Source organism: Flavobacterium anhuiense (genome assembly GCF_900101855.1).
Taxonomy (GTDB): domain Bacteria; phylum Bacteroidota; class Bacteroidia; order Flavobacteriales; family Flavobacteriaceae; genus Flavobacterium; species Flavobacterium anhuiense.
Map to the genome: position 1 here is coordinate 453,135 of NZ_FMVC01000002.1, position 23,328 is coordinate 476,462.

A 23,328-nucleotide genomic window follows, 5' to 3' on the forward strand; every position below is an offset into this window, starting at 1 on the left:
AGGTCTATGAATTTTTCCAATTATTTTCAAAAAGCGTGTTCCCGATTTTTACTTCATTGGATGAAATTAAAATCTCAGTAACCATAGGAACTGATCCTTCGCTTCTAAAACTTTTATGGAACGATATGCAGTAGCCTTTTTTGAAGGTTACATTTTTCATGGTGCTCATCGCGTCTCTTCGGTAAAAAATGACTTTCCCGTCTTTTACGCTGGTTTGGGATACCATCCAATCTGAAAACAGATCTGTCTGCGTGCTTTCTATTACAAGTTTTATCTGTCCGCCTTTTGTCTTATTGGCAGGTTTTCCGTTGTTATCGACATTCTGGGTAAAATGAACATCAAATTCTAAAACATTAAACACTTCATTGTCTAATTCTAATTTTGCTAAAAAGCTCATATTTAAAGGGTATTGATTATCTGCAGGCTTTTGTAGATTTTATAACCTTAATCAATAAATGAGAAGTGGTATTTAAGTAAATAAAATATTACATAATTATACGGTAAATATATTAAAAAACTTTAAAAAAGTAAGAAAAATATTTAATTTAACAATTAATAGAAACTTAAAAAGCATAAAAAAAACCTCTCAAAAATCTTAAGAGGTTTTTCCATAAATCTATAAAAACATTAAGTTTACATATTCCTTCTATACTGCCCACCAACCTCAAACAACGCCGAAGTAATCTGACCTAAAGAACAAACCTTTGTAGCTTCCATTAAATGGTCGAATAAGTTTTCGTTTTTAATAGCCGCTTGCTGTAAAGCATTTAAATGCTCGTTTACTTTTGCTTCGTGGAAATTATGCAAGTTATCCAACATCGTAATTTGATATTGTTTTTCTTCTTCTGTTGCGCGAATAACTTCTGCTGGAATTACCGTTGGCGAACCTTTTGAACTCAAGAACGTATTTACACCCACAATTGGGAAATCTCCGTTGTGTTTTAAGGTTTCGTAATACAAACTTTCTTCTTGAATTTTAGATCTTTGGTACATGGTTTCCATTGCGCCTAGAACTCCTCCTCTTTCTGTAATTCTGTCGAATTCTTGCAAAACGGCTTCTTCAACTAAATCAGTTAATTCTTCGATGATGAACGAACCTTGAATTGGATTTTCGTTTTTCGCCAAACCTAGTTCTTTATTGATAATCAGCTGAATTGCCATTGCACGACGCACAGATTCTTCTGTTGGCGTAGTAATCGCTTCGTCATACGCATTTGTATGAAGCGAATTACAGTTGTCATAAATCGCGTATAAAGCCTGTAAAGTCGTTCTAATATCGTTAAAATCAATTTCCTGCGCGTGTAACGAACGACCAGAAGTCTGAATATGGTATTTCAGCATTTGCGCTCTTTCGTTGGCTCCGTATTTGTTTTTCATGGCTTTTGCCCAAATTTTACGCGCCACACGACCAATTACAGAATATTCTGGATCAACTCCATTCGAGAAGAAGAACGATAAATTCGGACCAAAATCGTTGATGTTCATGCCACGGCTCAAATAATATTCCACGTAAGTGAAACCATTTGAAAGCGTAAATGCCAATTGCGTAATTGGGTTTGCTCCTGCCTCTGCAATATGATATCCAGAAATCGAAACCGAATAGAAATTACGAACGTTTTTAGTAATAAAATATTCTTGAACGTCGCCCATTAATCGTAAAGCAAATTCAGTTGAAAAAATACAAGTATTCTGCGCCTGATCTTCTTTTAAAATGTCAGCCTGAACCGTTCCGCGAACTTGCGATAATGTTTTGGCTTTTATTTCGTTATACACTTCCTGAGGTAAAACCTGATCTCCTGTAACGCCCAAAAGCATTAATCCTAAACCGTTGTTTCCTGCTGGAAGTTCGCCTTGGTATTTCGGTCTTTCGATTCCTTTATCTTTATAAAGTTTGTTGATTTTAGCTTCAACTTCTTTTTCTAAACCATTTTCTTTGATATAAATCTCACATTGCTGATCGATTGCGGCATTCATAAAGAAACCTAACAACATTGGCGCAGGTCCGTTAATCGTCATACTTACCGAAGTTAAAGCATGAACCAAATCGAAACCTGAATATAGTTTTTTAGCATCATCTAAACAGCAGATTGAAACGCCCGCATTTCCGATTTTCCCGTAAATATCTGGACGCAAATCTGGATCATTTCCGTATAAAGTTACGCTGTCAAAAGCTGTAGAAAGACGTTTCGCAGGCATTCCCGCGCTCACATAATGAAAACGCTTGTTGGTTCTTTCTGGTCCGCCCTCGCCCGCAAACATTCTAGACGGATCTTCCCCTTCACGTTTAAACGGATATAATCCCGAAGCAAAAGGAAATTCGCCAGGAACATTTTCCTGTAAATTCCAACGCAGAATATCGCCCCAGCCTTCATATTTAGGTAAAGCAATTTTCGGGATTTGTAAATGTGATAAACTTTCAGAATGCGTTGCAATCTTGATTTCTTTATCACGAACTTTAAACGAGTAAACTGGATTTTTGTATTTCGCTACTTTTTCATCCCAATTCAGGATAATTTCCCAATTGTACGGATCTAAATCCATTTTTACTTTATCGAATTGATTTAGTAAAAGATTTAAGAAGATTCTGTTTTCGTCGTGTTCTTGAAATCCTCCTGTTAAAACAGAAGAATCGTCTATTCCTGCTTTTGTAATTTGAGGAACTTTACCCGAAACAGATTCAATGGTTTTGAAGATTCCATATAATTTCTGAGCTACTTTTTGCTGTGCAATTGCAGTCTCGTCATAATTTCTATTATTCTCGGCAATTTCAGATAAATAACGTGTTCTTCCTGGCGGAATCACAAATATTTTCTCGCTCATTTCTTTAGTGATTTCAAAAGTCGATTTCAAATCTGAAGCCGTTTTTTCAACCACTTTATCCATAATCGCTTTGTAAAGCGTGTTCATTCCCGGATCGTTAAACTGCGAAGCAATCGTTCCGAAAACCGGCATTTCGTCTGGGCTTTTATCCCAAAGACCATGATTACGCTGATATTGTTTTTTTACATCGCGCAAAGCGTCTAAAGCTCCACGTTTATCAAATTTATTTAAAGCCACTAAATCGGCAAAATCAAGCATATCGATTTTCTCCAATTGTGTTGCCGCTCCAAATTCTGGTGTCATTACATATAAAGAAACATCAGAATGATCCATAATTTCTGTATCAGATTGTCCGATTCCTGACGTTTCCAGAATAATCAAATCGTATTTTGCGGCTTTTAAAACCTGAATCGCTTCGGCTACATATTTAGACAAAGCCAAATTCGATTGACGTGTCGCCAGCGAACGCATATACACACGAGGGTTATTTATGGCATTCATACGGATTCTGTCTCCTAAAAGTGCTCCTCCTGTTTTTCTCTTAGAAGGATCGACAGAAATTAATCCGATTGTTTTTTCTGGGAAATCAATTAAAAATCGGCGAACCAATTCGTCCACCAAAGAAGATTTTCCGGCACCTCCCGTTCCTGTAATTCCTAAAACTGGAATTTTTGAAGTGGCATTATTTTCGTGAATTTTGTCAAAAACTGGTTTTGCAATTTCAGGAAAGTTTTCGGCAGCAGAAATCAAACGCGCAATTGCCGTTGGAACTTTATTTTCGATATGATCGATTTCTCCGTTTAATTTATCTCCAATCGGAAAATCGGCGCGTTCGACCAAATCATTAATCATTCCTTGTAAACCAAGAGAACGTCCGTCGTCTGGAGAATAAATTCTTGTAATACCATATTCATGTAATTCCTCGATTTCGCTAGGCAGGATTACACCTCCTCCTCCACCAAAGATTTTAATGTGTCCCGCTCCTTTTTCGCGAAGCAAATCATACATATATTTAAAGTATTCGTTGTGTCCGCCTTGGTACGAAGTCATGGCAATAGCATTGGCATCTTCTTGAATGGCGGTATTTACCACTTCTTCAACGCTTCTATCGTGCCCCAAATGAATTACTTCAACACCCGTAGATTGGATAATGCGTCGCATAATATTTATGGCTGCATCATGTCCGTCAAAAAGCGAAGCAGCAGTAACAATTCTTACTTTATTTTTAGGAATATATGGTATTTGTTGTTCCATTTTATGAATATGATAATTTTATGCGACCAATGTACAAAATATTTTAATATTTGATTAAGACAATAGCTTTATGTTAACAAAAATAAATCGATTTCGTAAACCAAAAGGGTAACAAATTACGTAACTAATTGATATAGTTAAAGAAAGCTTAAAGACATGGCAATTTCGCAACATTTAAATAAAATCAGAAAACATATTTTAAGCCTTCCTAAATTAATTTAGCAGTGTAGAAAAGCCCCAAATTTTTACCTAAAAACTTACATAGAAAAGTAATAACGTAAAAATTAAAAAAATGAGAACATTTTATTCATTCACCGTAATTTTAGGTTTGAGTTTTTTTGTATTTTCTTTTAACAGTTTTGAAAAAAGTGATTTCATATATAAGAATACAAAAGCTTCAAATCATTCAACCTTTTACCACAATTCAGATGATGTAAACGAAATTTCGAACGACTTCTTTAAAAGATATTCTGATTTGAAAAAATATAAATCGGAAGTTATGTCGTTGTACAAAAACCGAACGCTTGGAACTATTTGGTTTGACGAAGATGAAATTAACGAGTTTGGTTCTGTTTTGTATGAAAAAGCAAAAAAAACAAATGACTTAATCATTCCTTATCAAAAAGAAATTGATCAATTGTTTAGCGCTTCATCAGATAAAAGCACTCTTTCTCAAACGGATGCAGATATGCTTTTAAGTTCATTGTATGTATTGTACACTAAGAAAAATAATGCTGATAAAAAAAGAATTGCTTATGATGCCATGCTGAAAGATTTCTTAAACTATAGCACATTAGAAGAAGAAACAACAGCAGTTGCAACCAATGAAAAAGTTGAATTTGATCAGTATTACAAATTGCAAGATGCTCTAAAAAAATACAAAAGATTAGAAAAATCCAGCAAATACAAACCTATTGTTCCAGAAGAATCTCCATATAAAGAGTTGCGTCCAGATGCGGTTTCAAGCACCATTTCACAGGTTAGAACTCGCTTGTACTTATTAGGAGATTTAAAAACCGATTCTAAAAGCAAAGTTTATGATCGTGAATTGATGGATGCTGTAATGAAATACAAAGTCCGCAACGGATTTAAACCTAATTACATCTTGGCTCAAGAACATATTGATGAAATGAATATTCCGCTTGAAGACAAGGTAGCAACTTTAAAACTTAACATGGAAAGATGTCGTGAAATTTCGGCTAAAATTGCTGCAAGCGACGAATATGTTTTAGTTAACGTTCCTTCTTATGAATTGTTTTATGTTAAAAACGGAAAAGTAGTTTTAACTTCTCCTGTATTTGTTGGAGCGCCTTTGACTAAAACCACGATTTTTAATGGAGAAATTGACCGAATTGTTTTTAGCCCATATTGGACAGTGCCTCAAAGCATTGTGCAAAATGAGTTAAGATCTAAAATTGCTGCAGATCCAAATTATCTTGCAGAAAAAAATATGGAGATGGTTAACGGCCAAGTAAGACAAAAACCAGGACCAGACAATTCTTTAGGATTGGTAAAATTTATGTTTCCAAATCCTGATGATATTTATATGCACGATACGCCATCTAAAACTTTGTTTGACTTTGAAAAAAGAACTTTCAGCCACGGATGCATTAATGTAAAAATGGCAAAAGAACTTGCTGTGGCCATGCTGAAAGATTATCCAGAATGGACCCAAGCAAAAATCGACAAAGCTATGGCGGGTAAAGTAGAAAACAGTTTTAAGCTGTCTAAAAAAGTGCCTATTTTCATTACGTATTTTACTTCATTAGTAAATGAAAAAGGTGAAATTGGCTTCTTTCAGGATGTATATGAAAAAGACGCCGATCTAAATCGTGAAGTACTTCCTGACGCAGCAACTGTAAATCAATAATTTACGCCAATAATTTTTGAGGGAATTTATCAAAAGTATATTTGATAGATTCCCTCTTTCTATTTTAGTCTCAATTCAAAAATGCCGTAAAGTATTATTCTTAAATCTTTTAAAGGCAATAATTTTTTTAGAATCTTCTTTTTTTGCACCATAATTCAGCTTCATTTTTTTTATAAAATGTTTAAAAGTAAACTATTATGAAAACAAATAATATTGAAGGACTTACCATGTTCGAAATAAACGTTTTAATTCAACAGGGAGGAAAATTTATTATGTTTCCTTTTATTGTTTCTGAAATGGTAAAGAAAAACAAGGCACCCAACATATATTTTATCCGTCCAAATGAAGGCACATTTAAATATGCCTTGAAACACTTTCTTCTGAATTTGTCCGTAAGTTGGCGTATTTTTCCATATGCCCCCATTTATGTAGTAAAATCGCTGTTTTATTTCCTAAAAGGCGGAAAAGATTATACAGAAACTATATTAAAAGATTTAAATTCTAATAAACCCACTTACAAGCCATCGAAATTATCTTTTTAAGTTTAAAAGCTTTCTAAAAATCATCTTACAAGTTGCATAAGGTGATTTTTTTTATTCTAAATCGACTATTTTTAAAGATTTGAATATCAATATTTTTCCCAAAAATACTCTTAAAACATAAGAATTTTATCCTTACTTTAGCTCTATCGTATATATCTAAAACTCATGTTTATGGAAGATTCCAACGAATTGGTTCAAAGTAAAAGCTGGCTAAACCGAAACTGGAAATGGCTTATTCCAAGCGGATGCTTAACACTTATCATATTAGTGGCTTTATTTATTGGGGGAATTTTCTATGAAGTAACTTCCGTATTAAAAGATTCTGAGGCTTATAAAGAATCTATGACAGCAGTACAAAATAATAAATTAGTAGTTGAGAGGCTCGGATCTCCAATAGAAACAGACGGAATCGTTTCTGGAAGTGTCACTTCTTCCAATAATCTTAGAACTTGCGATGTGCAAGTTCCGATAAAAGGCCCTAAGGGCAAAGCAACATTATTTGTTGTTGGTGAAAAAAGAGGAAAATGGAAATACAGTGAAATGTCTGTCTATATTGAAAAAACAAATGAAAAAATAGATTTATTGCAGCCATAAAAATCTATAGCCCTAATAAAAATTATAAATGAAATCTTTTTTTAGTCTATTCTTAGGACTTTTTCTGTGTGTTTCTTCTTTCGCACAATCTGCCGAAAATTATCACGTTTACCCCAATCAAATCAAACGGTTCTCAAAACCTGCTAGAATATTACACAATGATATTAATGCAGAGGGAAATGGCTCTATTGAATTTACAAATGCCAAAAACCAAATACTGCGTTTTAGATTGCAAAACAATAAACTTCAATTAGGATCTTGTAGGATTGCCTTTGAAATATATTATTATGAAAATAATTATTTGAGAAGAATTGAATCGCTTGACAGCAACGGAAATTTGATTGGTTGCAATTTAAAACTAAACGGAGAAGCTGTTACTGAATATATTGTCGAAAAACCTTACTTGTATCTCCAAAAAAAGAAACTGATTGATGATGCCGAAGGAAACATTGATATGAAAGATGATTCTAATGATAAAATCATTCGAGTTCAATATTTTGATGCTCATAATAAACCTATAATACTTTCAAAACCCGTTTATATTTCTAGTAAAACCTACTGGCAAGATAATATTCGCATGGGATGGCCATAAATTAAGATGGAAAAAATGGAGGTTCTAAGTCGCTAAATCCTCTTATGTTAAGTTTACAACAAAATGTTAGTTTGCTTAAAATAAAATTGTGGCGTTATTTTTGAATAAGTAGTATTTTTGAAACTTAAACTAAACCCCCATAATGAAAAAGATTTTACTATTAGCCGTTACATTTTCTCTTACTTCGTGCGCACAGGTACAACAGACTTTAAATCAATTGCCACAAATCGCATCCCAGATTCCAACAACAGGAACTGTTGATATTGCTTCCGGATTAAAAGAAGCTTTAAATAAAGGAATTACACAACAAGTAAGTAAATTAACCGCCGTAGATGGTTTTTATAAAAACGAAGCTGTAAAAATTTTAATGCCTGAAGAATTACAAAAAGTAGATGCAACTCTACGTAAAGTGGGATTGAGCTCTCTTGCAGATGAAGGAATCAAAATGTTGAACCGCGCCGCAGAGGATGCTGTAAAAGAAGCTACTCCGATTTTTGTTACAGCAGTAAAAAACATGACTTTTACAGATGCTAAAAACATTCTTTTAGGAAGTGACAATGCAGCAACAAATTATTTGCAAACCAGTACCACAACTGCATTATATGCCAAATTTAATCCAGTAATAAAAAACTCTTTTGCAAAAGTAGGCGCAGATGCTGTCTGGACAAAAATTATAACAAAATACAACACTATTCCATTAGTAAAAAAAGTAAATCCAGATTTGACTGATTATACAACCAATCAAGCTTTGTCTGGTGTTTTTAAAATGATTGCTGTTGAAGAAAAAGAAATCAGAAATAATATTACTGCAAGAACAACGCCTTTATTACAAAAGGTTTTTGCAATGCAGGATGGAAAATAGTTTTTTCTTGTAAGGTTCAAAGGAACAAAGTTACAAAGGGACAAAACTACCTTTGCAACTTTGATCCTTTGTAACTTTGCAACTAACCAAAACCAAAAGACCGTAATGCAAAAAATTACCATACTTATTCATTGCAAAGACCAAAAAGGAATTATTGCTGCAGTGACTACTTTTATTGCTAAAGTAGAAGGAAACATTACTTATATTGACCAACATGTTGATGTGGAGCAAAATGTGTTTTTTATGCGTTTAGAATGTGAATTTAGCAATCAAGGCAATAGCATTGAAGCCATAAAAGAAGAATTCAGCCAGACACTTGCTGCCGATTTTAATATGTCTTGGGATTTGTACAATCAGGAACAGAAACCTAAAATGGCTTTGTTTGTTTCTAAGTACGACCACTGTTTGTTTGACATTTTAGGACGTTACAGTGCTGATGAATTGGGTGTTGAAATTCCGATGATTATAAGCAATCATAATGATTTACGTTCGATCGCAGAACGTTTTGATATTCCGTTTCACTATGTTCCTTTTACAAAAGACAACAAAGAAGAAGGTGAAGCAAGGCAAATTGAGCTTTTAAAAAGATATCAAATCAATTTTATCGTTTTAGCGCGTTACATGCAGATTGTAACTCCAAAAGTGATTTCACTTTACGAAAATAAAATTATCAACATCCACCATTCATTCTTACCTGCTTTCCCAGGTGCAAAACCGTATCATTCGGCTTTTAAACGAGGCGTAAAAATTATTGGGGCAACAAGTCACTATGTAACAGAAGAACTGGATGAAGGTCCGATCATCGAACAAGATATTGCACGTGTTTCTCATATTCACTCTGTAGAAGATTTCATCATGAAAGGCCGTGATTTGGAACGCATTGTTTTAGCAAGAGCCATTAAACTGCATGCTGAAAGAAAAACAATGGTTTATAGCAATAAGACAGTTGTTTTTTCTTAGTTTTTAAGTTTCTGAGATACTCAGTTTCTGAGTTCTTTTATATAATAAACCCGACAGGTTTTAAAATCTGTCGGGTTTTCTTTTTATAAGCTCAAAAGTTGGCAAGAAAAACAAATCCATAACTTCTTATTTGACTCTTTTTCATTGTCAAAAAAGGGAGTTTATGCTACAGTTGTTAATTTTTCACTTGATTCTATTTCATTGATTTTTAACATTTTATCATATACTGAGACTTATCCTTAGCACATTTATAAACAAAATTGATTGTTATTGTATTATAATAATAAAAAATTATTTTTCGTTGCACAAAGCTCAAAACAGCTATTTTTCAAATCTTAACGTATGACCAACAAAGTAATAACAAAACCTTAACAGCATAAAATTGATATATGTCGGACATTTGTAATGTAATAAACTGGTTATTTATTATTTTGGTTTTGGTTAGTTAAATGATGCCGGCGTCTTCGAGATGCCGGCATTCTTTTTTTATAATCTTTTGTTTCAGGTTTCATGTTTTTTTGTTTCAAGTTACAAAGCTATACGCATAGTTTTAGTGAAAGAGCGCAAAGATTTTTTAATTGAAAGAAGTTTTAAATTTCGAACGCTTTATAAAAAAATTTTATTCCTATGACTGTCTGAAATGTCTAAACTTTTGCATTTATTCCGTGCACCTATATGCTCCAACAACTTGAAACCTGAAACTTGAAACAACTGTTTTTACTGCAAGCTTTAGACATTAACTTATATCCAACAAAGTAATAACAAGACCTTAACAGCATAAGATTAATATATGTCGGATATTTGTACTGTAATAAACTGGTTATTTATTATTTTGGTTTTGGTTAGTTAAATGATGCCGGCGTCTTCGAGATGTCGGCATTCTTTATATATGAAAGTTAGGTTTATTTTGTTTCACGTTTCATGTTTCATGTTTCACGTTTCATGTTTCATGTTTCACGTTTCATGTTTCATGTTTCTTTACTTTGAACATAGTTTTAACGCAGAGAACGCAAAGTTTTTTCTCAAGAAGTTTGTATAAAAACACAAAGTTCGCAAAGCTTTGTCTAAAAAGCTTTGCGAACTTTCCGAACTTTACGAACTTTACGTTAATCTTAGCGCTCTTTGCGGTTAAATTTTCAAGCCTCAAGTTGCTTCACTTTGAAAATAATTTTACCGCAAAGAACGCAAAGTTTTTTCTCAAGAAGTTTGTATAACAACATAAAGTTCGCAAAGCTTTGTCTAAAAAACTTTGCGAACTTTGCGTTCCCGATAGCTATCGGGATTGCGTTCTTTGCGGTTAAACTCTCAACAACTTGAAGCCTGAAACCTGAAACAAAAAGCTAATTCTTCAATCTTTCGTGCAGTAATTTGAAATACGAAAAAGCTTTTAGCAATCTACTGCCGTGCCAAGAGAACATTTCGCCGTCAACAAAAATAGTTTTGGCGTGATGTGTAAATCTTCCTATTTCGAAAGCATCTTCTTCTTTAAAAGGATAAGGTTCAGAAGAAAGAAAAACAATATCAGGATCACCTTCTAAACGCATTTTCTTTAATTCGATTTCAGGATAGCGGCCTTTATCTTCGTAGATGTTTTTAAAATGATTCAGTTTAAGCAACTCATTGATATAAGTGTCATTTCCAGCTACCATATATGGATTTTTCCAAATAAAATAGGCTGCTTTCTTTTCTTTTATATCCTTTATATAATTTTTGAAATCGCTCAAGGCGAAAGCTAATTTGTTGTTCCATTTCTGAGCTTCGGTTCTGCAATTGAATAATTGTCCAAAATCTGAAATCATTTGGAAATTATCTTCAATAGAAACAATATTAGTCACCCAAACAGGACAAATTGCGCTTAACTGTTCTACAATCTCAAGCGTGTTTTCTTCTTTATTGCAGATAATAATGTCTGGTTCTAAAAGCTTTATTTTTTCGAAGTGAATTTTCTTCGTTCCGCCAACAATCTTTTTGATAGATTTAAGATGAAACGGATGAACACAAAACTTCGTTATTCCGATAATTTTTTCTTCTAAACCTAAATCATATAATAATTCAGTTTGCGAAGGTACAAGAGAAATAATTCGTTTTGGAGCTGTTTCGAAAGTATGAATAATACCAAGCTGGTCTGCTAATTGTTTCATGTTTCAAGTCTTTTTTGTTTTCAAGTTATTTGGGCTTGTGGTTTTTAACCGCAAAGTTCGCAAGGTTTCTTTACGCAAAGTTCGCAAAGCTTTGCGCTCATAGCGTAACTCTTTGCGAACTTTGCGGTTAAATTATGTTCAAAGCAAACTTTAAACCTGCAACTTCAAACCAATAATCTCAGCCATTTCCTGTTGCACTTTCAAAGCTTCTTCTCTTGCTTTTTCAGCAAAATCGGTTCCTTTTGAAGCGTAAATAATCGCTCTTGCAGAATTTACCAAAAGACCTACCATATCATTCATTCCATATTTGCAAACTTCAGATAAGCTTCCGCCTTGAGCACCGATTCCAGGAACCAATAAGAAACTATCAGGAACAATTTTTCTGATTTCTGTAAAGTATTCTGCTTTGGTTGCACCAACAACATACATTAGGTTTTCGCTGTTTTTCCAAGTTTTAGAAGTTTCTAGAACTTGTTTGTACAATTCCTTTCCGTTTGTATTTAAAGTCTGAAAATCGAAAGCTCCTTCATTAGAAGTCAAAGCTAGCATGATGGTGTGTTTATTTTCGAAAGCTAGAAAAGGCTCCACAGAGTCCTTTCCCATATAAGGAGCAACGGTTACACTATCAAAATTAAGGTCTTCAAAAAAAGCTTTGGCATACATGCTTGAAGTATTCCCGATATCACCTCGTTTTGCATCTGCAATCGTAAAAATATCAGGATAATTTTCGTTGATATAATTAATTGTTTTTTGCAGAGACATCCACCCTTTTATTCCGTATGCCTCAAAAAAAGCGGTGTTTGGTTTGTATCCAACAGTCAGATTATGAGTGGCATCAATAATAGCTTTATTAAATTCGAAAATAGGATCTTCGGTTTCTAATAAATGTTGCGGAATCTTAGTCAGATCAGGATCTAAACCAACGCATAAAAATGATTTTTTTTGAAGAATTTGTTCGTGTAGTTGTTGTGTTGTCATATTCTTTTTTTCTTGTGCGGCAAAATTACAAATTATAATGGTTAATGAGTTAATGGTTGGTGGTTAATTGTTGGTGGTTAATTGTTGGTGGTTGGTGGTTGATGGTTGATGGTAATTGCTAATTGCTAATTGTTGGTGGTTAGTTGTTGTCAGGCTGAGTGGAGTCGAAGCCCCTTGCGCCCTTCGGGCTTCATGTGAGAATATTTATTTATGCCAACATTAAATTCTATAAAATCAATAGAAAATTGTGTAATAAAAAAATTGTAACCAAAAGTAACTTTGAAATAAACCATTTAAAAGACAATTATGAGCCCAAATATCGGAATCACACCGAAAAACTTAAAAAAAAGCGCTTCTATATTAGCCACAATTTTATCAAACGAAATGACTTTATATGTAAAGACAAGAAAATTTCACTGGAACATTTCTGGAAATAGTTTTATGGAACTGCATAAATTGTTTGAAGAGCAATATCGCATTCTTGAAGCCCAAATTGATGAAGTTGCAGAACGCATTAATCAATTGGGAGAAAAAACAATCGGGACAATGAAGGAGTTTATTGATAATTCTACTCTTAAAGAATCTCCAAAAGAATATGCTTCTCAAAAAAATATGCTTTCTGAACTTTTAGAAAACCACGAACAGCTGGTAACAGAATTTAGAAGCTACATTCCGATTTTTGAAAACGAAACTAACGATGCCGGTTCTGCGGATTTTGTAACAGGATTGCTGCAAGAACACGAAAAAATGGCTTGGATTCTTAGAAGATACCAAGTATAATCGTTATTGGTTTATCCAACTGTTAATTTATACTTTAATTTCGGATTGAAGTGAAAATTATGCAACAGTCAGAAAAATAAATGTAACAAGAGGCTAATAGAAAATTTGCAATTTTACAATACAACAAAAAAACTAAAAAAGACATCATGAATACGACTGAAATAAAAGGAAACTGGAACGAGTTGAAAGGAAAACTAAAGCAAAAATATGCTGAGTTAACAGATGACGATTTGATGTTTGCTGAAGGAAAAGAAGACGAAATGTATGGAAGACTTCAGCAGAAACTGGGAAAAACAAAAGAAGAATTTCATCAAATCCTGTCAGAATTGTAAATCCTTGCAACTCAATCAGGGAAATACCGTCTAGTACAAAATATTAGACGGTATTTTTTTGAAAATTTTATTTTAAAATCACATTTACTTGTAATTCTATATCATTTAAAAGCAAAAACACCAAATAAAATAAGTATCTTTAACCAAATTTCTATAAAATGAAACTATTTATAAAGTTCGACATTAATACCATTTGCTCTCTTTATTTAAAACAAAATCTGGAACAAAACAATGTAAATTTTACTACTCTAGGTTTTGGCGAAATTGAGATTGAAGACAATCTGGATGCCGAAGCATTGGAGAATTTAAAAGCTAAATTGGCTCCATGCGGTTTTGAAGTAGTTGAAAATCAAAAAAGTGTATTAGTACAAAAAATAAAAGATGCTATTATTGAACTTGTATTTATGGATGATAACAATAATTACAAAAGTTCTGTATTTTTGGCAGAAAAACTAAATCACAGTTACGGATATTTATCGAATGTTTTCTCAGAAGTAACGTATTCTTCTATAGAAAACTTTATCATTTTACAGAAAATCGAAAGAGCAAAACAATTGATTATTATCAACGAAATGAGTTTGACCGAAATTGCTTTTTTACTCAACTACTCGAGTGTGGCGCATTTGAGTACGCAGTTTAAAAACACAACCGGAATTACTCCGTCTGCTTTTCAGAGAATTATTAAGAAACGAAGAGAAAATTTAAAATAAAACCCAAATACCACATTAAAAATGCAAAAAAACGCATTACACATTTTATTGGCCGATGATGATGAAGATGACCGTCTTTTCTTTAAAGATGCATTTGAAGAAATAAAGATACAAACAAATGTAAGTTTTGTTCATGACGGTATGCAACTTATGGATCATTTAATGAACCCAGACAATAAACTTCCAGATATTTTGTTTCTAGATTTAAACATGCCTAAGAAAACAGGTAAAGAGTGTTTAATTGAAATCAAAAAAACGGATCATTTAAAAGATATAATTATTGCCATTTACTCCACGTCTTCCTCTGAAGAAGATATCGAAGATACCTTTATTCAAGGAGCCAATATTTACATCAAAAAGCCAAGCGATTTCAATACGCTCAAAAAAATAATTAATGAGGTTGTGACTGTAAACTGGCATTATCATACTTCTGGTTTAAACCGTGATAATTTCTTGTTGCGACTAAAATAAAAGCATACCAACAATGAAGTGGATACCAAATTTTAATTCTTCAAACTCTTTGAGAGTTATTTTTGTAATCGCAGTTTTCATTCTGTTATTTCTTTCTTCAATTGCTTACAAACATAATCAGGACTTGAACGAATCGAGCAAACTGGTTATGCATGCTTACGAAATCAACATACAGCTCGAACGATTAATGTCGGCTATTAAAGATGCAGAAACGGGTCAGCGCGGGTACATCATTACCCGCAATGCCCGTTTTTTAACTCCCTATATTTATTCTCGCGACAAGGTAAATACTTCATTTATTACCTTAAAAAAACTAACTGCTGATAATCCTAAGCAGCAGGAAAACCTTCAGAAACTCTTCAAGCTCATTACCCAACGTTTTATTTCTTTTGAAAACTGTTTAAAATACAGCGATCCTAAAACATACGATAAAAGAAAACTGGACAATCATATGTTTGGCGGAAGAATCTTAATGGAAAATATCCGTTTTAAGGTTGACGAAATGAACGATATCGAGAAAGATTTCTTAAAGAAACGACTTAAAATTTACGACTCCGAAATCTCTTTGAGTCCGCTGTTTTCGATTTCATTATTCTTGGTGGCTTTGAGTTTTATTTTATTGGCTTACCGCCAAATTAGCCGCGATTTTGAACGTTTGAAAGTATTCAATAAAAAACTTCTTATTTCTAGCGGTTTAATTTCTGAATCTGAAAACATCGGTAAATTCAGCACTTGGCAATGGGATTTGGATTCTGATAAAATTGATTTTTCAGACAACCAATTCCGATTATTAGGTCTTGAGCCAAAATCTTTTGCGCCTAACAAAGCAACACTTATCAAATATGTTCACCCAGACGACAAAGAATCTGTTGCCAAGGCAATAGACGAAATTGTAGAAAAGAAACATCTTCCGTTTGTATATTATAAAATTGTGCGTCCAGATTTTGAAGTTCGTTATTTTAAAACAACGGGAAAATTGGTGACCGATCAGCAAGGCAGTAAAATTTTGCTGGGAATCAATTTTGATATTACAGATGAGCACCTTCTAAATATCGAACTTCAGGAACGAAATAAGGAACTGGAAAAAAGCAACAAAGAACTAGCTTCTTTCAACCATGTGGCAAGCCACGATTTACAGGAACCTCTTAGAAAAATACAAACTTTCATTTCGAGAGTTTCGAGTGCCGACAAAGAAGTTATGTCTGAAAGCGGTAAAAATTACATTACCAAAATAGAAAGTTCGGCAAAAAGAATGCGTGTTTTAATAGACGATCTTCTTTTATTTTCAAGAACCAATACGACCAAAAAGGAATTCATCAAAATGAATCTGAATGAACTTTTGGATAATGCCGAATCTGAGTTGGGTGAAGTAATTGAAGAAAAGAAAGCGACGATTCAGCGTATTGGCAAACTTCCGAAGCTTTCTGTTATTCCGTATCAGATCGAACAGCTGTTCATTAATTTAATTGGAAATTCATTAAAATACAGCCAGCCCGATGTAAATCCTGAAATTTCTATTTCGAGCGAAAAAGTAAATTCTGCCGATTATCCAGAAATATTAGAACAGTCTATAAAGAAGTACCACAAAATTACTTTTACAGACAACGGAATGGGATTCGATCCGCAGTTTAAAGAAACTATTTTTATTCTTTTTCAGCGTCTTCATTCCAAAACAGATTATCCAGGAACCGGAATCGGATTGGCGATCTGTAAGAAGATTGTCGAAAACCATAAAGGCTATATCACAGCCGATAGTATTTTAGGAAAAGGCTCAGTGTTTACAGTATTTCTACCCGATTAAACCTCATTAAAAAAACACATAAAAAACGTTATATAAATCCACTATGGGAATTATATAACGTTTCTTTTTTATGCTGTAAAGTAAAATCTTTCATTCGTTAGCATCTTTGTAATGTAATACTTTAGGAAGTAATAATGAAAGCAATTCCCTCTTTAAAGGCTGCATATTTTAGAGTCTTTTTCTTATTCGTATTAGTACTATGCGCGACGTCTTGCAGAAAAATTAATCCGATTGAAAACAATTTTAAAAATCAAGCTTTTGCAAAAAATGACAGAGAAGAAACAGAAGTCTTCTTTTTTATTTCGACGGCGAATATTAGCAAATCAATTATTTCTAAAAGTCAAATTGCACAGAAAAAAAGTTCAGATGTTATTGTTCAGGAATTAAGCAAAAGAATTGAAGTTCAAGAAAATCAATTATTGGAAGAGATTACCAAAATGGCAACATCAAAACTCATTGTCATTACTGAAATAAATGCCACGCACAAACGAGACCTGTACAACCTTATTGATGCGAGCAGCAATGACTTTAACAATATCTATTTAGATGCAATGACAGAAGCAATTTGTGACCAGATTGAGTTACTCGAGACAATTTCTAGAGAAACCAACGATAAAGAAATTCTAGAACTGGTACTTCGCTTTTTGCCACAACAATACAGACTCTTACGAGAGACTGAACGAATAAAAAAACAAAATGAATAAATGCCTAATTAATTATCTATTAACTAAATTTTTAACTATGAAATTACAAGCCAAATTTTTATGCGCCTTAACACTTTTTTTAACAGCATCATTCGGAATGCTGCACGCTCAGGACAATAATGTAAATACCGAGTTCGGTGTAAAAGGAGGATTCAACATGTCCAACCTATATGGTAGCGGAGATGATGTAGATGACAACAATATTTTATACGGATTTAATGCTGGGGTTTACGCCACACTTCCTATCTCAGATTTTGTTGCCATCCAGCCAGAGCTTTTGTTTACCACAAAAGGAGCGGAATTAGAATATAGCAATGCTTTTGCAAGCGGAAACACAAAATTTAAACTAAACTATATCGAACTTCCACTTTTAGTGAGAGTAAACGTAACCAAAAATTTTAATATTCACGCGGGTGGTTACGCATCGTATTTAGTAAGTTCTAAGGTAACTGGTGATGGAACTTTCGATTTTGATGAAGAAATTGATGCAGATGATCTTGCAAGATTTGATGCCGGTATTTCTGCAGGTATTGGAGTAGATTTTAGCCCAATTAGTGTCGGATTACGTTACAACTATGGTTTAACAACTGTTGGTAAAGAAAGAACTATTGCTGGGACAACTTACACAGTGCCAGATGCAAAAAACAGCAACTTGACCTTATACCTTTCTTATAAGTTAAACTAAACAAGAAATTGATTATTAACCGCTAAAATAAAAAACCATGTCAAACTTATTATATACCATCGCAGTGATTCTGGTAATACTTTGGGCTCTTGGGTTCTTTGTTTACAGTTTCGGAAGCATCATCCATATTTTGCTCGTAATTGCCATTATTGCCGTATTGCTTCGCTTAATTAAAGGTCGCGAAGTTTAAAATCACAACTATTAAATCAACAAATTATTAAATATTAATCCATTAAATTAAATATTATGAAAACTAGTAGCACAATTTTAGGAATTTTAGGAGCCGCAGCGGCGGGAGCATTCATAGGTGTTTTATTTGCACCAGACAAAGGATCAAACACAAGAAAAAAAATCAAAGATAAATCAAGAGATTATGGTGATAACTTGAAATCAAAATTTGATGGCATCGTAAACACAATCACTTCAAACGGTAAAGAAATTATCGAAGAAGGAAAATCTAAACTTAACCAAGTTAAAGAAGATTACAACACGTTGAAAGACGATGCTAAAACAGTAAAATCAAACTATTAATAGCAATCTATTGATTAGTGAAATTTTCAAACCATAAAACCTTATATCATGGAACCAAATGCAACAACAAACGAGAATTTAAATCTTTATGAAAAAGCAGAAAACTATGCTAAAACAAGTTTAGAATTATTAAAACTAAAAACAGTGTGTTCTGTTGCTGATGGTGCTTCATCATTGGCTTCAAAGATAGCGATTGGTATTGTTGTTGCATTTTTTACATTGTTCTTAAACATCGGGATTAGTTTATGGATTGGAAAAGAACTTGGAGAGTATTACTACGGCTTTTTTATCATGGCACTATTCTATCTTATTTTAGTGATTGTGGTGGTAAAATCACACCATAAATTGATAAAAACCCCAATTGGGAATACAATTATCTCCAGCATTCTAAAAGAAACAAAAAACTGATTTAATTTATTAATAAACATAAAAGACTATGGAAGCCATTTACAATATTGATCAATTAAATCGAAAAATTGAGGAATTAGAAGTTCGCCAGGATAAAGAATGGTGCGCTATAAAAGACCATATCGACGAAATTAAAGACAATTTAAAACCGATAAATCTGATTAGAAATACGGTTGAAGAAATCAACGAAACGGTTGGTTTTAAAAGCCATATCGCGCAATCGGCAATCAGTATCGGAATTGGTTATCTAGCCAAAAGATTTATTGTCGGAAAAGGCGATTCGATGTTCAAAGGCGTTTTGGGCTCTCTCGTTCAGCTCATTGTCACCAATCTGGTTTCGAAACTTCATCATGAATCTTCTGAAGGTGAAGAAGAAGATTCTCAATATGAACCATCAAGAGAGTAATTGTTAACTTAATTTAATTATTATGGAAAAGCTTAGCGAAATAGTAATAAAAAATGGTGTATACGTTTACTCGAATCTATATAAATGTTTTGAATATACGAGAGTATTTTTAGGAGTATAGTTTTTTTTAGCTTCTAAGATGCTAAGACACTAAGTTTCTAAGTTTTAGATTCTTCGAATCTTATTTTATTATTGAAACTCAAAATCATAAAAAAAACAGCATCACAAAGTGATGATGTTTTTTTTATGTGTTAAAGTAAAGCTTAGAAACTTAGTGTCTCAGCGTCTTAGAATCTTAGAATCTCAGCATCTAAGAAGTTTACGTTAGTAAACTTCTGAAGCTTCCTTTAATTTCTCCATGTTATTAACCAACTGAAGCTCAGAAACAATTTTCTGAATATCACCATTCATGATATTTCCTAAATCGTAAAGCGTTAAACCAATACGGTGATCGGTTACACGGCCTTGCGCGTAGTTGTATGTACGGATTTTTGCCGAACGGTCTCCAGAACTTACCTGAGAACTACGTTTTTTAGCATCTTCCTCTTGTTTTTTGGCCAATTCCATTTCGTACAAACGAGAACGTAATACCATCAAAGCTTTATCTTTATTCTTGTGTTGCGATTTCTCATCCTGACATTGCGCCACCAAACCTGTTGGAATGTGCGTTAAACGTACAGCCGATTTCGTAGTATTTACCGACTGTCCTCCAGGTCCAGACGAACAGAAGAAATCTACACGAACATCGTTCATATCTACCTGAACATCAAACTCCTCAGCTTCTGGTAAAACCATAACCGTTGCAGCCGATGTATGCACACGCCCTTGAGTTTCTGTCTGCGGAACACGCTGTACACGGTGAACACCCGCTTCAAACTTCAAAGTTCCGTATACATCTTCTCCAGTAACCTCAAAAATAATCTCTTTGAAACCTCCAGAAGTACCCTCGTTCATATCTACAACAGATGATCTCCATCCCATAGATTCGCAATATTTCGTGTACATTCTAAACAAGTCACCTGCAAAAATACTCGCTTCATCCCCACCCGTTCCGGCGCGGATCTCCACCATTACGTTTTTCGCATCTTCAGGATCTTTAGGAATAAGCATAAATTTGATTTCCTCCTCCAACTCTGGCAGACGTTCTTTTGCTTCATCCAATTGCATTTTGGCCATTTCCACCATTTCAGCATCACTTCCGTCAGCAATAATTTCGTTTGCTTCGTCGATGTTTGCTAAAACTATGATGTACTCTTCTCTCTTTTCAACAAGCGCTTTTATCCCTTTATATTCTTGGTTAAGCTGCTTATAACGTTTTTGATCAGAAATAACATCCGGCTGAATAATCAAATCCGAAATCTCATCGAAACGCTGCTTTACATATTGAAGTCTATCTAACATTTTCTAATTCCTTTTATTGGACGGCAAAATTACAAAATTTTTATCGAAAATTCTAGTGTTCATTTTTTGCGGAATTTAAGCTGAATATTTAGTGGAATTGTAATGATTTTTAGGAGCTGTTTCCTGCTATCCGTTACAATCTTTTGTGCCGAACCCCGGCACAAAAGGATTTCCACTTCTATCAGGGCTATGGCTTTCGGTTTTCATAATTATGTTTACGGTTTTCCGTAATGTATTTAGCATTTATGTTCTTAGTTTTGAAAAGTAACTAACAACCACAACTTAAAAAAATGAAAAAATTTTTTACCATATTCTTGTTGCTATTTGCAATAACGAAAAATTATTCTCAAGATAAGAATTCAGAAGCCCGCCAATTTATTGAAAATGCAGAAATTACTCAAATAAATAAAGATTGGAATGTAAAAGCAGAATTTAAATCTGGAATTGATGATGCAGTTTCTTTCTTTCCAATAGAAATAATTGATTTGAAATCTAATAGAAAAATAAAATCATTACAAATGGATATGCTTCTCAAATATCAATCAAATCATAATGATTTCAAATCTTCATGGATAGATTTAAATGAAGTTGACGAATTTATATTGTTTATTGAACAATATGTTATTCCAAATCTTAAAGATAAAACCGAAAAAAATCAATCAACAACATACATTTTTAATTCAAAAGAAATAATGTTTAGTTTTTATATTCAAAAAAACTCAAGGAGAATATCAATCTATCTAAAAGATAATGGCGTTACAGATTATGGACATTACTTCTGGACAGAAACACAAGTAAGGAAAATTCCTGAGTTGCTTACGATGTTGAAGGAAATTAAATAAATTTTCTGTTTCACAAAATAATCAGGTGTTTTTACCTACGGATACGTTCAAATTAAATACGATGTTTGTTCTAGAATCGAGAATACACTAAAAAACATTAATATCTATTTGAATTAAAATATTGTATCTTATTTACATCACTAGAATAATTAATTTTATGGATAGTTAATTAAATTTGAAATATCAAAATGAGCTAATCAAAAAAGCTACACAAATCATTTCTATCTTTTTATGACTTTCTAAAATCATATCATCATGAAAATAAATATTAATAACTTTAGAAATTTTGATAATCAACATTTAGATTTTTCACGAATAAATATTTTAATCGGAGAAAATAGTGGTGGAAAGAGTTCACTACTTAAGTTTCTTTTAACGCTAAAACAAACAATTGATTCTCCTCTAGAAAGCAACTTAAAACTTCGTGGAGATTATACTGATTTAGGAAATTATCAGGAAGTTGTAAAAAATAAAATTAAAACAAAAAAAATTAATTTTGGTTTCTCTGATACTACAAAATATTTTGAGTATTTTTTGAATTTTGTGAATACATTTGAAAAGGAAGATGCTAAAATTGAAAATAAAACAATCTTAGAACTTCTAAATTCAGTTTCAGAAAATAAAACCGAAACGTCGATAAAATTCACAATAAGTTCTTTTTTAAACAATCATAAAAGCATCAATACCGTAATAAGCAATAATGCATTTGGTAAAATAACAATTCAGAGCAAAAAAGTCGATGCTTATTATTCGCAACGAGAGCTATCGTCTAAAGTTATTGTTAAGTTTGATAATATAGATTTTGAAATGGAAGATTGCCTTGCCTACAAAGAAGGCTTTTTTACTTTATTTGATGGGGAAATAAGAAAAAAGGTGTTTTCACTAGAAATAGAAAACAAAAGTGAAATTTTTTATAAAATTATTTTCCTTCTAATTTTTCAAAACTATTGCTTAGAATACATCGATAGTATTCGATTCGTAAATCCAATCGGAAATTCTCCCAAAAGATTATACTTCCAAGAAGATACAAAATCAAATTACAAACTAATTGATATTGAAAAATTCATCAATATTTTAGGTGACCCTAATTTATCTCAAAAAGAATTCAATAAAAAGATTGCTTCATTAAATGAGGCAATTCAAAAATCTGGAATAGCTGAAGAGATAGAAATAGTAAAAAACAAAGACCTTCCAGTTTTAACATTAAATGTTAAAACAAAAGGATTTTGGGCTAATATTACAGATGTAGGTTATGGTGTATCATTACAATTACCGATTCTCTTTCAAGCGATTCTATCTGAAAATTTTACAAACAATATAGAAACGTTATTAATAGAACAACCAGAAGTACATTTACACCCTTCTTTGCAGTCGAAATTTATTGATACATTACTCAGCATCGGTGACAAAAATAGGTATTATATTGAAACACATAGCGAGCATATAATTAGAAAACTACAAATATTAATAAAAAAGAAAGAATATAATTTAAAACCTGAAGACATTACAATTCATTACTTCAGAAGGACTGAAAGTAAATTTGAGATTACTAGCCATCAAATTGATAGAAATGGAAAATTGACTCCTAATTTTCCAACTGGTTTCTATGATAATAGTTATAATTTAGTAAAAGCACTTCTATAA

General features: G+C 32.8%; 24 protein-coding genes. 19 read left to right on the forward strand and 5 right to left on the reverse strand.

The window, feature by feature from the left end; translation table 11 throughout:
- Nucleotides 1-4 precede the first annotated feature (4 nt).
- Nucleotides 5-397: a type VI secretion system tube protein TssD gene (gene tssD / locus BLP44_RS06475; RefSeq protein ID WP_091130700.1), complete on the reverse strand. Its 393-nt coding sequence runs from the start codon at nucleotides 395-397 to the stop codon at nucleotides 5-7.
- A 236-nt stretch (nucleotides 398-633) separates the two neighbouring features.
- Complete coding sequence (locus tag BLP44_RS06480) at nucleotides 634-4,074, reverse strand: methylmalonyl-CoA mutase family protein (protein ID WP_091130704.1); 3,441 nt, start codon at nucleotides 4,072-4,074, stop codon at nucleotides 634-636.
- A gap of 292 nt (nucleotides 4,075-4,366) precedes the next feature.
- On the opposite strand from BLP44_RS06480, the gene BLP44_RS06485 reads away from it, so the two are divergent.
- From BLP44_RS06485 to purU, 6 genes are all read left to right on the forward strand, one after another.
- Entirely contained in the window at nucleotides 4,367-5,944 is a 1,578-nt protein-coding gene (locus BLP44_RS06485; protein WP_091130706.1) for a L,D-transpeptidase family protein, read from the forward strand.
- Nucleotides 5,945-6,141: 197 nt separating this feature from the next.
- Nucleotides 6,142-6,486: a hypothetical protein gene (locus BLP44_RS06490; RefSeq protein WP_091130709.1), complete on the forward strand. Its 345-nt coding sequence runs from the start codon at nucleotides 6,142-6,144 to the stop codon at nucleotides 6,484-6,486.
- A gap of 171 nt (nucleotides 6,487-6,657) precedes the next feature.
- Nucleotides 6,658-7,080 (forward strand): cytochrome c oxidase assembly factor Coa1 family protein, encoded by a 423-nt coding sequence (locus BLP44_RS06495; RefSeq protein ID WP_091130720.1) that lies wholly within the window; start codon nucleotides 6,658-6,660, stop codon nucleotides 7,078-7,080.
- A gap of 28 nt (nucleotides 7,081-7,108) precedes the next feature.
- Nucleotides 7,109-7,672: a hypothetical protein gene (locus tag BLP44_RS06500; protein WP_091130723.1), complete on the forward strand. Its 564-nt coding sequence runs from the start codon at nucleotides 7,109-7,111 to the stop codon at nucleotides 7,670-7,672.
- Between the two features lie 142 nt (nucleotides 7,673-7,814).
- On the forward strand, nucleotides 7,815-8,534 hold the full coding sequence (locus tag BLP44_RS06505) for a DUF4197 domain-containing protein (RefSeq protein WP_008462362.1): 720 nt from the start codon (nucleotides 7,815-7,817) through the stop codon (nucleotides 8,532-8,534).
- A 105-nt stretch (nucleotides 8,535-8,639) separates the two neighbouring features.
- The gene (gene purU / locus BLP44_RS06510) at nucleotides 8,640-9,494 is read left to right on the forward strand and encodes a formyltetrahydrofolate deformylase (RefSeq protein ID WP_066032347.1); all 855 of its coding nucleotides are present in this window, start codon (nucleotides 8,640-8,642) and stop codon (nucleotides 9,492-9,494) included.
- A gap of 1,340 nt (nucleotides 9,495-10,834) precedes the next feature.
- On the opposite strand, the gene BLP44_RS06520 is transcribed toward purU, so the two are convergent.
- Complete coding sequence (locus tag BLP44_RS06520; RefSeq protein WP_091130729.1) at nucleotides 10,835-11,635, reverse strand: ABC transporter substrate-binding protein; 801 nt, start codon at nucleotides 11,633-11,635, stop codon at nucleotides 10,835-10,837.
- 150 nt (nucleotides 11,636-11,785) lie between these two features.
- Nucleotides 11,786-12,613 (reverse strand): orotidine-5'-phosphate decarboxylase, encoded by an 828-nt coding sequence (gene pyrF, locus BLP44_RS06525; protein WP_091130732.1) that lies wholly within the window; start codon nucleotides 12,611-12,613, stop codon nucleotides 11,786-11,788.
- Nucleotides 12,614-12,919: 306 nt separating this feature from the next.
- Here pyrF and BLP44_RS06530 point away from each other — a divergent pair, with 306 nt between their 5' ends.
- The 11 genes from BLP44_RS06530 to BLP44_RS06575 all read left to right on the forward strand — a co-directional run bounded on the left by BLP44_RS06530 (nucleotide 12,920) and on the right by BLP44_RS06575 (nucleotide 19,441).
- Entirely contained in the window at nucleotides 12,920-13,393 is a 474-nt protein-coding gene (locus tag BLP44_RS06530; protein ID WP_008462353.1) for a Dps family protein, read from the forward strand.
- Between the two features lie 146 nt (nucleotides 13,394-13,539).
- On the forward strand, nucleotides 13,540-13,725 hold the full coding sequence (locus tag BLP44_RS06535) for a CsbD family protein (RefSeq protein ID WP_008462351.1): 186 nt from the start codon (nucleotides 13,540-13,542) through the stop codon (nucleotides 13,723-13,725).
- A gap of 158 nt (nucleotides 13,726-13,883) precedes the next feature.
- Entirely contained in the window at nucleotides 13,884-14,435 is a 552-nt protein-coding gene (locus BLP44_RS06540) for a helix-turn-helix domain-containing protein (protein WP_008462349.1), read from the forward strand.
- 21 nt (nucleotides 14,436-14,456) lie between these two features.
- Entirely contained in the window at nucleotides 14,457-14,906 is a 450-nt protein-coding gene (locus BLP44_RS06545) for a response regulator (protein WP_008462348.1), read from the forward strand.
- A gap of 13 nt (nucleotides 14,907-14,919) precedes the next feature.
- Complete coding sequence (locus BLP44_RS06550) at nucleotides 14,920-16,707, forward strand: CHASE3 domain-containing protein (protein ID WP_066032349.1); 1,788 nt, start codon at nucleotides 14,920-14,922, stop codon at nucleotides 16,705-16,707.
- Between the two features lie 134 nt (nucleotides 16,708-16,841).
- A complete protein-coding gene (locus BLP44_RS06555) occupies nucleotides 16,842-17,411 on the forward strand; it encodes a DUF4142 domain-containing protein (RefSeq protein WP_066032350.1) in 570 nt (189 codons plus the stop codon).
- 37 nt (nucleotides 17,412-17,448) lie between these two features.
- Nucleotides 17,449-18,096: a porin family protein gene (locus BLP44_RS06560; protein WP_066032351.1), complete on the forward strand. Its 648-nt coding sequence runs from the start codon at nucleotides 17,449-17,451 to the stop codon at nucleotides 18,094-18,096.
- A gap of 37 nt (nucleotides 18,097-18,133) precedes the next feature.
- Nucleotides 18,134-18,286: a lmo0937 family membrane protein gene (locus BLP44_RS22860; RefSeq protein WP_111365189.1), complete on the forward strand. Its 153-nt coding sequence runs from the start codon at nucleotides 18,134-18,136 to the stop codon at nucleotides 18,284-18,286.
- 56 nt (nucleotides 18,287-18,342) lie between these two features.
- Nucleotides 18,343-18,627, forward strand: a complete 285-nt coding sequence (locus BLP44_RS06565; RefSeq protein ID WP_008462340.1) for a YtxH domain-containing protein — start codon at nucleotides 18,343-18,345, stop codon at nucleotides 18,625-18,627.
- Nucleotides 18,628-18,675: 48 nt separating this feature from the next.
- Nucleotides 18,676-19,035 (forward strand): hypothetical protein, encoded by a 360-nt coding sequence (locus BLP44_RS06570; RefSeq protein WP_008462338.1) that lies wholly within the window; start codon nucleotides 18,676-18,678, stop codon nucleotides 19,033-19,035.
- A 28-nt stretch (nucleotides 19,036-19,063) separates the two neighbouring features.
- Nucleotides 19,064-19,441 (forward strand): hypothetical protein, encoded by a 378-nt coding sequence (locus BLP44_RS06575; RefSeq protein WP_091130734.1) that lies wholly within the window; start codon nucleotides 19,064-19,066, stop codon nucleotides 19,439-19,441.
- Nucleotides 19,442-19,765: 324 nt separating this feature from the next.
- Here BLP44_RS06575 and prfA read toward each other — a convergent pair whose 3' ends face one another.
- A complete protein-coding gene (prfA, locus tag BLP44_RS06580) occupies nucleotides 19,766-20,842 on the reverse strand; it encodes a peptide chain release factor 1 (protein ID WP_008462336.1) in 1,077 nt (358 codons plus the stop codon).
- A gap of 290 nt (nucleotides 20,843-21,132) precedes the next feature.
- On the opposite strand from prfA, the gene BLP44_RS06585 reads away from it, so the two are divergent.
- Nucleotides 21,133-21,684 carry a hypothetical protein gene (locus BLP44_RS06585; RefSeq protein WP_091130746.1) on the forward strand — a complete coding sequence of 184 codons (552 nt, stop codon included), beginning with the start codon at nucleotides 21,133-21,135 and terminating at the stop codon, nucleotides 21,682-21,684.
- A 255-nt stretch (nucleotides 21,685-21,939) separates the two neighbouring features.
- Nucleotides 21,940-23,328 carry a DUF3696 domain-containing protein gene (locus BLP44_RS06590; protein ID WP_091130749.1) on the forward strand — a complete coding sequence of 463 codons (1,389 nt, stop codon included), beginning with the start codon at nucleotides 21,940-21,942 and terminating at the stop codon, nucleotides 23,326-23,328.

Coding starts and splice junctions, on each gene's coding strand:
- purU (WP_066032347.1), top strand. CDS start 8,640: ATGCAAAAAATTACCATACTTATTCATTGCAAAGACCAAAAAGGAATT.
- prfA (WP_008462336.1), bottom strand. CDS start 20,842: ATGTTAGATAGACTTCAATATGTAAAGCAGCGTTTCGATGAGATTTCG.
- BLP44_RS06485 (WP_091130706.1), top strand. CDS start 4,367: ATGAGAACATTTTATTCATTCACCGTAATTTTAGGTTTGAGTTTTTTT.
- BLP44_RS06585 (WP_091130746.1), top strand. CDS start 21,133: ATGAAAAAATTTTTTACCATATTCTTGTTGCTATTTGCAATAACGAAA.
- BLP44_RS06545 (WP_008462348.1), top strand. CDS start 14,457: ATGCAAAAAAACGCATTACACATTTTATTGGCCGATGATGATGAAGAT.
- BLP44_RS06590 (WP_091130749.1), top strand. CDS start 21,940: ATGAAAATAAATATTAATAACTTTAGAAATTTTGATAATCAACATTTA.
- BLP44_RS06535 (WP_008462351.1), top strand. CDS start 13,540: ATGAATACGACTGAAATAAAAGGAAACTGGAACGAGTTGAAAGGAAAA.
- BLP44_RS06555 (WP_066032350.1), top strand. CDS start 16,842: ATGAAAGCAATTCCCTCTTTAAAGGCTGCATATTTTAGAGTCTTTTTC.
- tssD (WP_091130700.1), bottom strand. CDS start 397: ATGAGCTTTTTAGCAAAATTAGAATTAGACAATGAAGTGTTTAATGTT.
- BLP44_RS06565 (WP_008462340.1), top strand. CDS start 18,343: ATGAAAACTAGTAGCACAATTTTAGGAATTTTAGGAGCCGCAGCGGCG.
- BLP44_RS06575 (WP_091130734.1), top strand. CDS start 19,064: ATGGAAGCCATTTACAATATTGATCAATTAAATCGAAAAATTGAGGAA.
- BLP44_RS06495 (WP_091130720.1), top strand. CDS start 6,658: ATGGAAGATTCCAACGAATTGGTTCAAAGTAAAAGCTGGCTAAACCGA.
- BLP44_RS06570 (WP_008462338.1), top strand. CDS start 18,676: ATGGAACCAAATGCAACAACAAACGAGAATTTAAATCTTTATGAAAAA.
- BLP44_RS06560 (WP_066032351.1), top strand. CDS start 17,449: ATGAAATTACAAGCCAAATTTTTATGCGCCTTAACACTTTTTTTAACA.
- BLP44_RS06550 (WP_066032349.1), top strand. CDS start 14,920: ATGAAGTGGATACCAAATTTTAATTCTTCAAACTCTTTGAGAGTTATT.
- BLP44_RS22860 (WP_111365189.1), top strand. CDS start 18,134: ATGTCAAACTTATTATATACCATCGCAGTGATTCTGGTAATACTTTGG.
- BLP44_RS06480 (WP_091130704.1), bottom strand. CDS start 4,074: ATGGAACAACAAATACCATATATTCCTAAAAATAAAGTAAGAATTGTT.
- pyrF (WP_091130732.1), bottom strand. CDS start 12,613: ATGACAACACAACAACTACACGAACAAATTCTTCAAAAAAAATCATTT.
- BLP44_RS06505 (WP_008462362.1), top strand. CDS start 7,815: ATGAAAAAGATTTTACTATTAGCCGTTACATTTTCTCTTACTTCGTGC.
- BLP44_RS06540 (WP_008462349.1), top strand. CDS start 13,884: ATGAAACTATTTATAAAGTTCGACATTAATACCATTTGCTCTCTTTAT.
- BLP44_RS06490 (WP_091130709.1), top strand. CDS start 6,142: ATGAAAACAAATAATATTGAAGGACTTACCATGTTCGAAATAAACGTT.
- BLP44_RS06520 (WP_091130729.1), bottom strand. CDS start 11,635: ATGAAACAATTAGCAGACCAGCTTGGTATTATTCATACTTTCGAAACA.
- BLP44_RS06500 (WP_091130723.1), top strand. CDS start 7,109: ATGAAATCTTTTTTTAGTCTATTCTTAGGACTTTTTCTGTGTGTTTCT.
- BLP44_RS06530 (WP_008462353.1), top strand. CDS start 12,920: ATGAGCCCAAATATCGGAATCACACCGAAAAACTTAAAAAAAAGCGCT.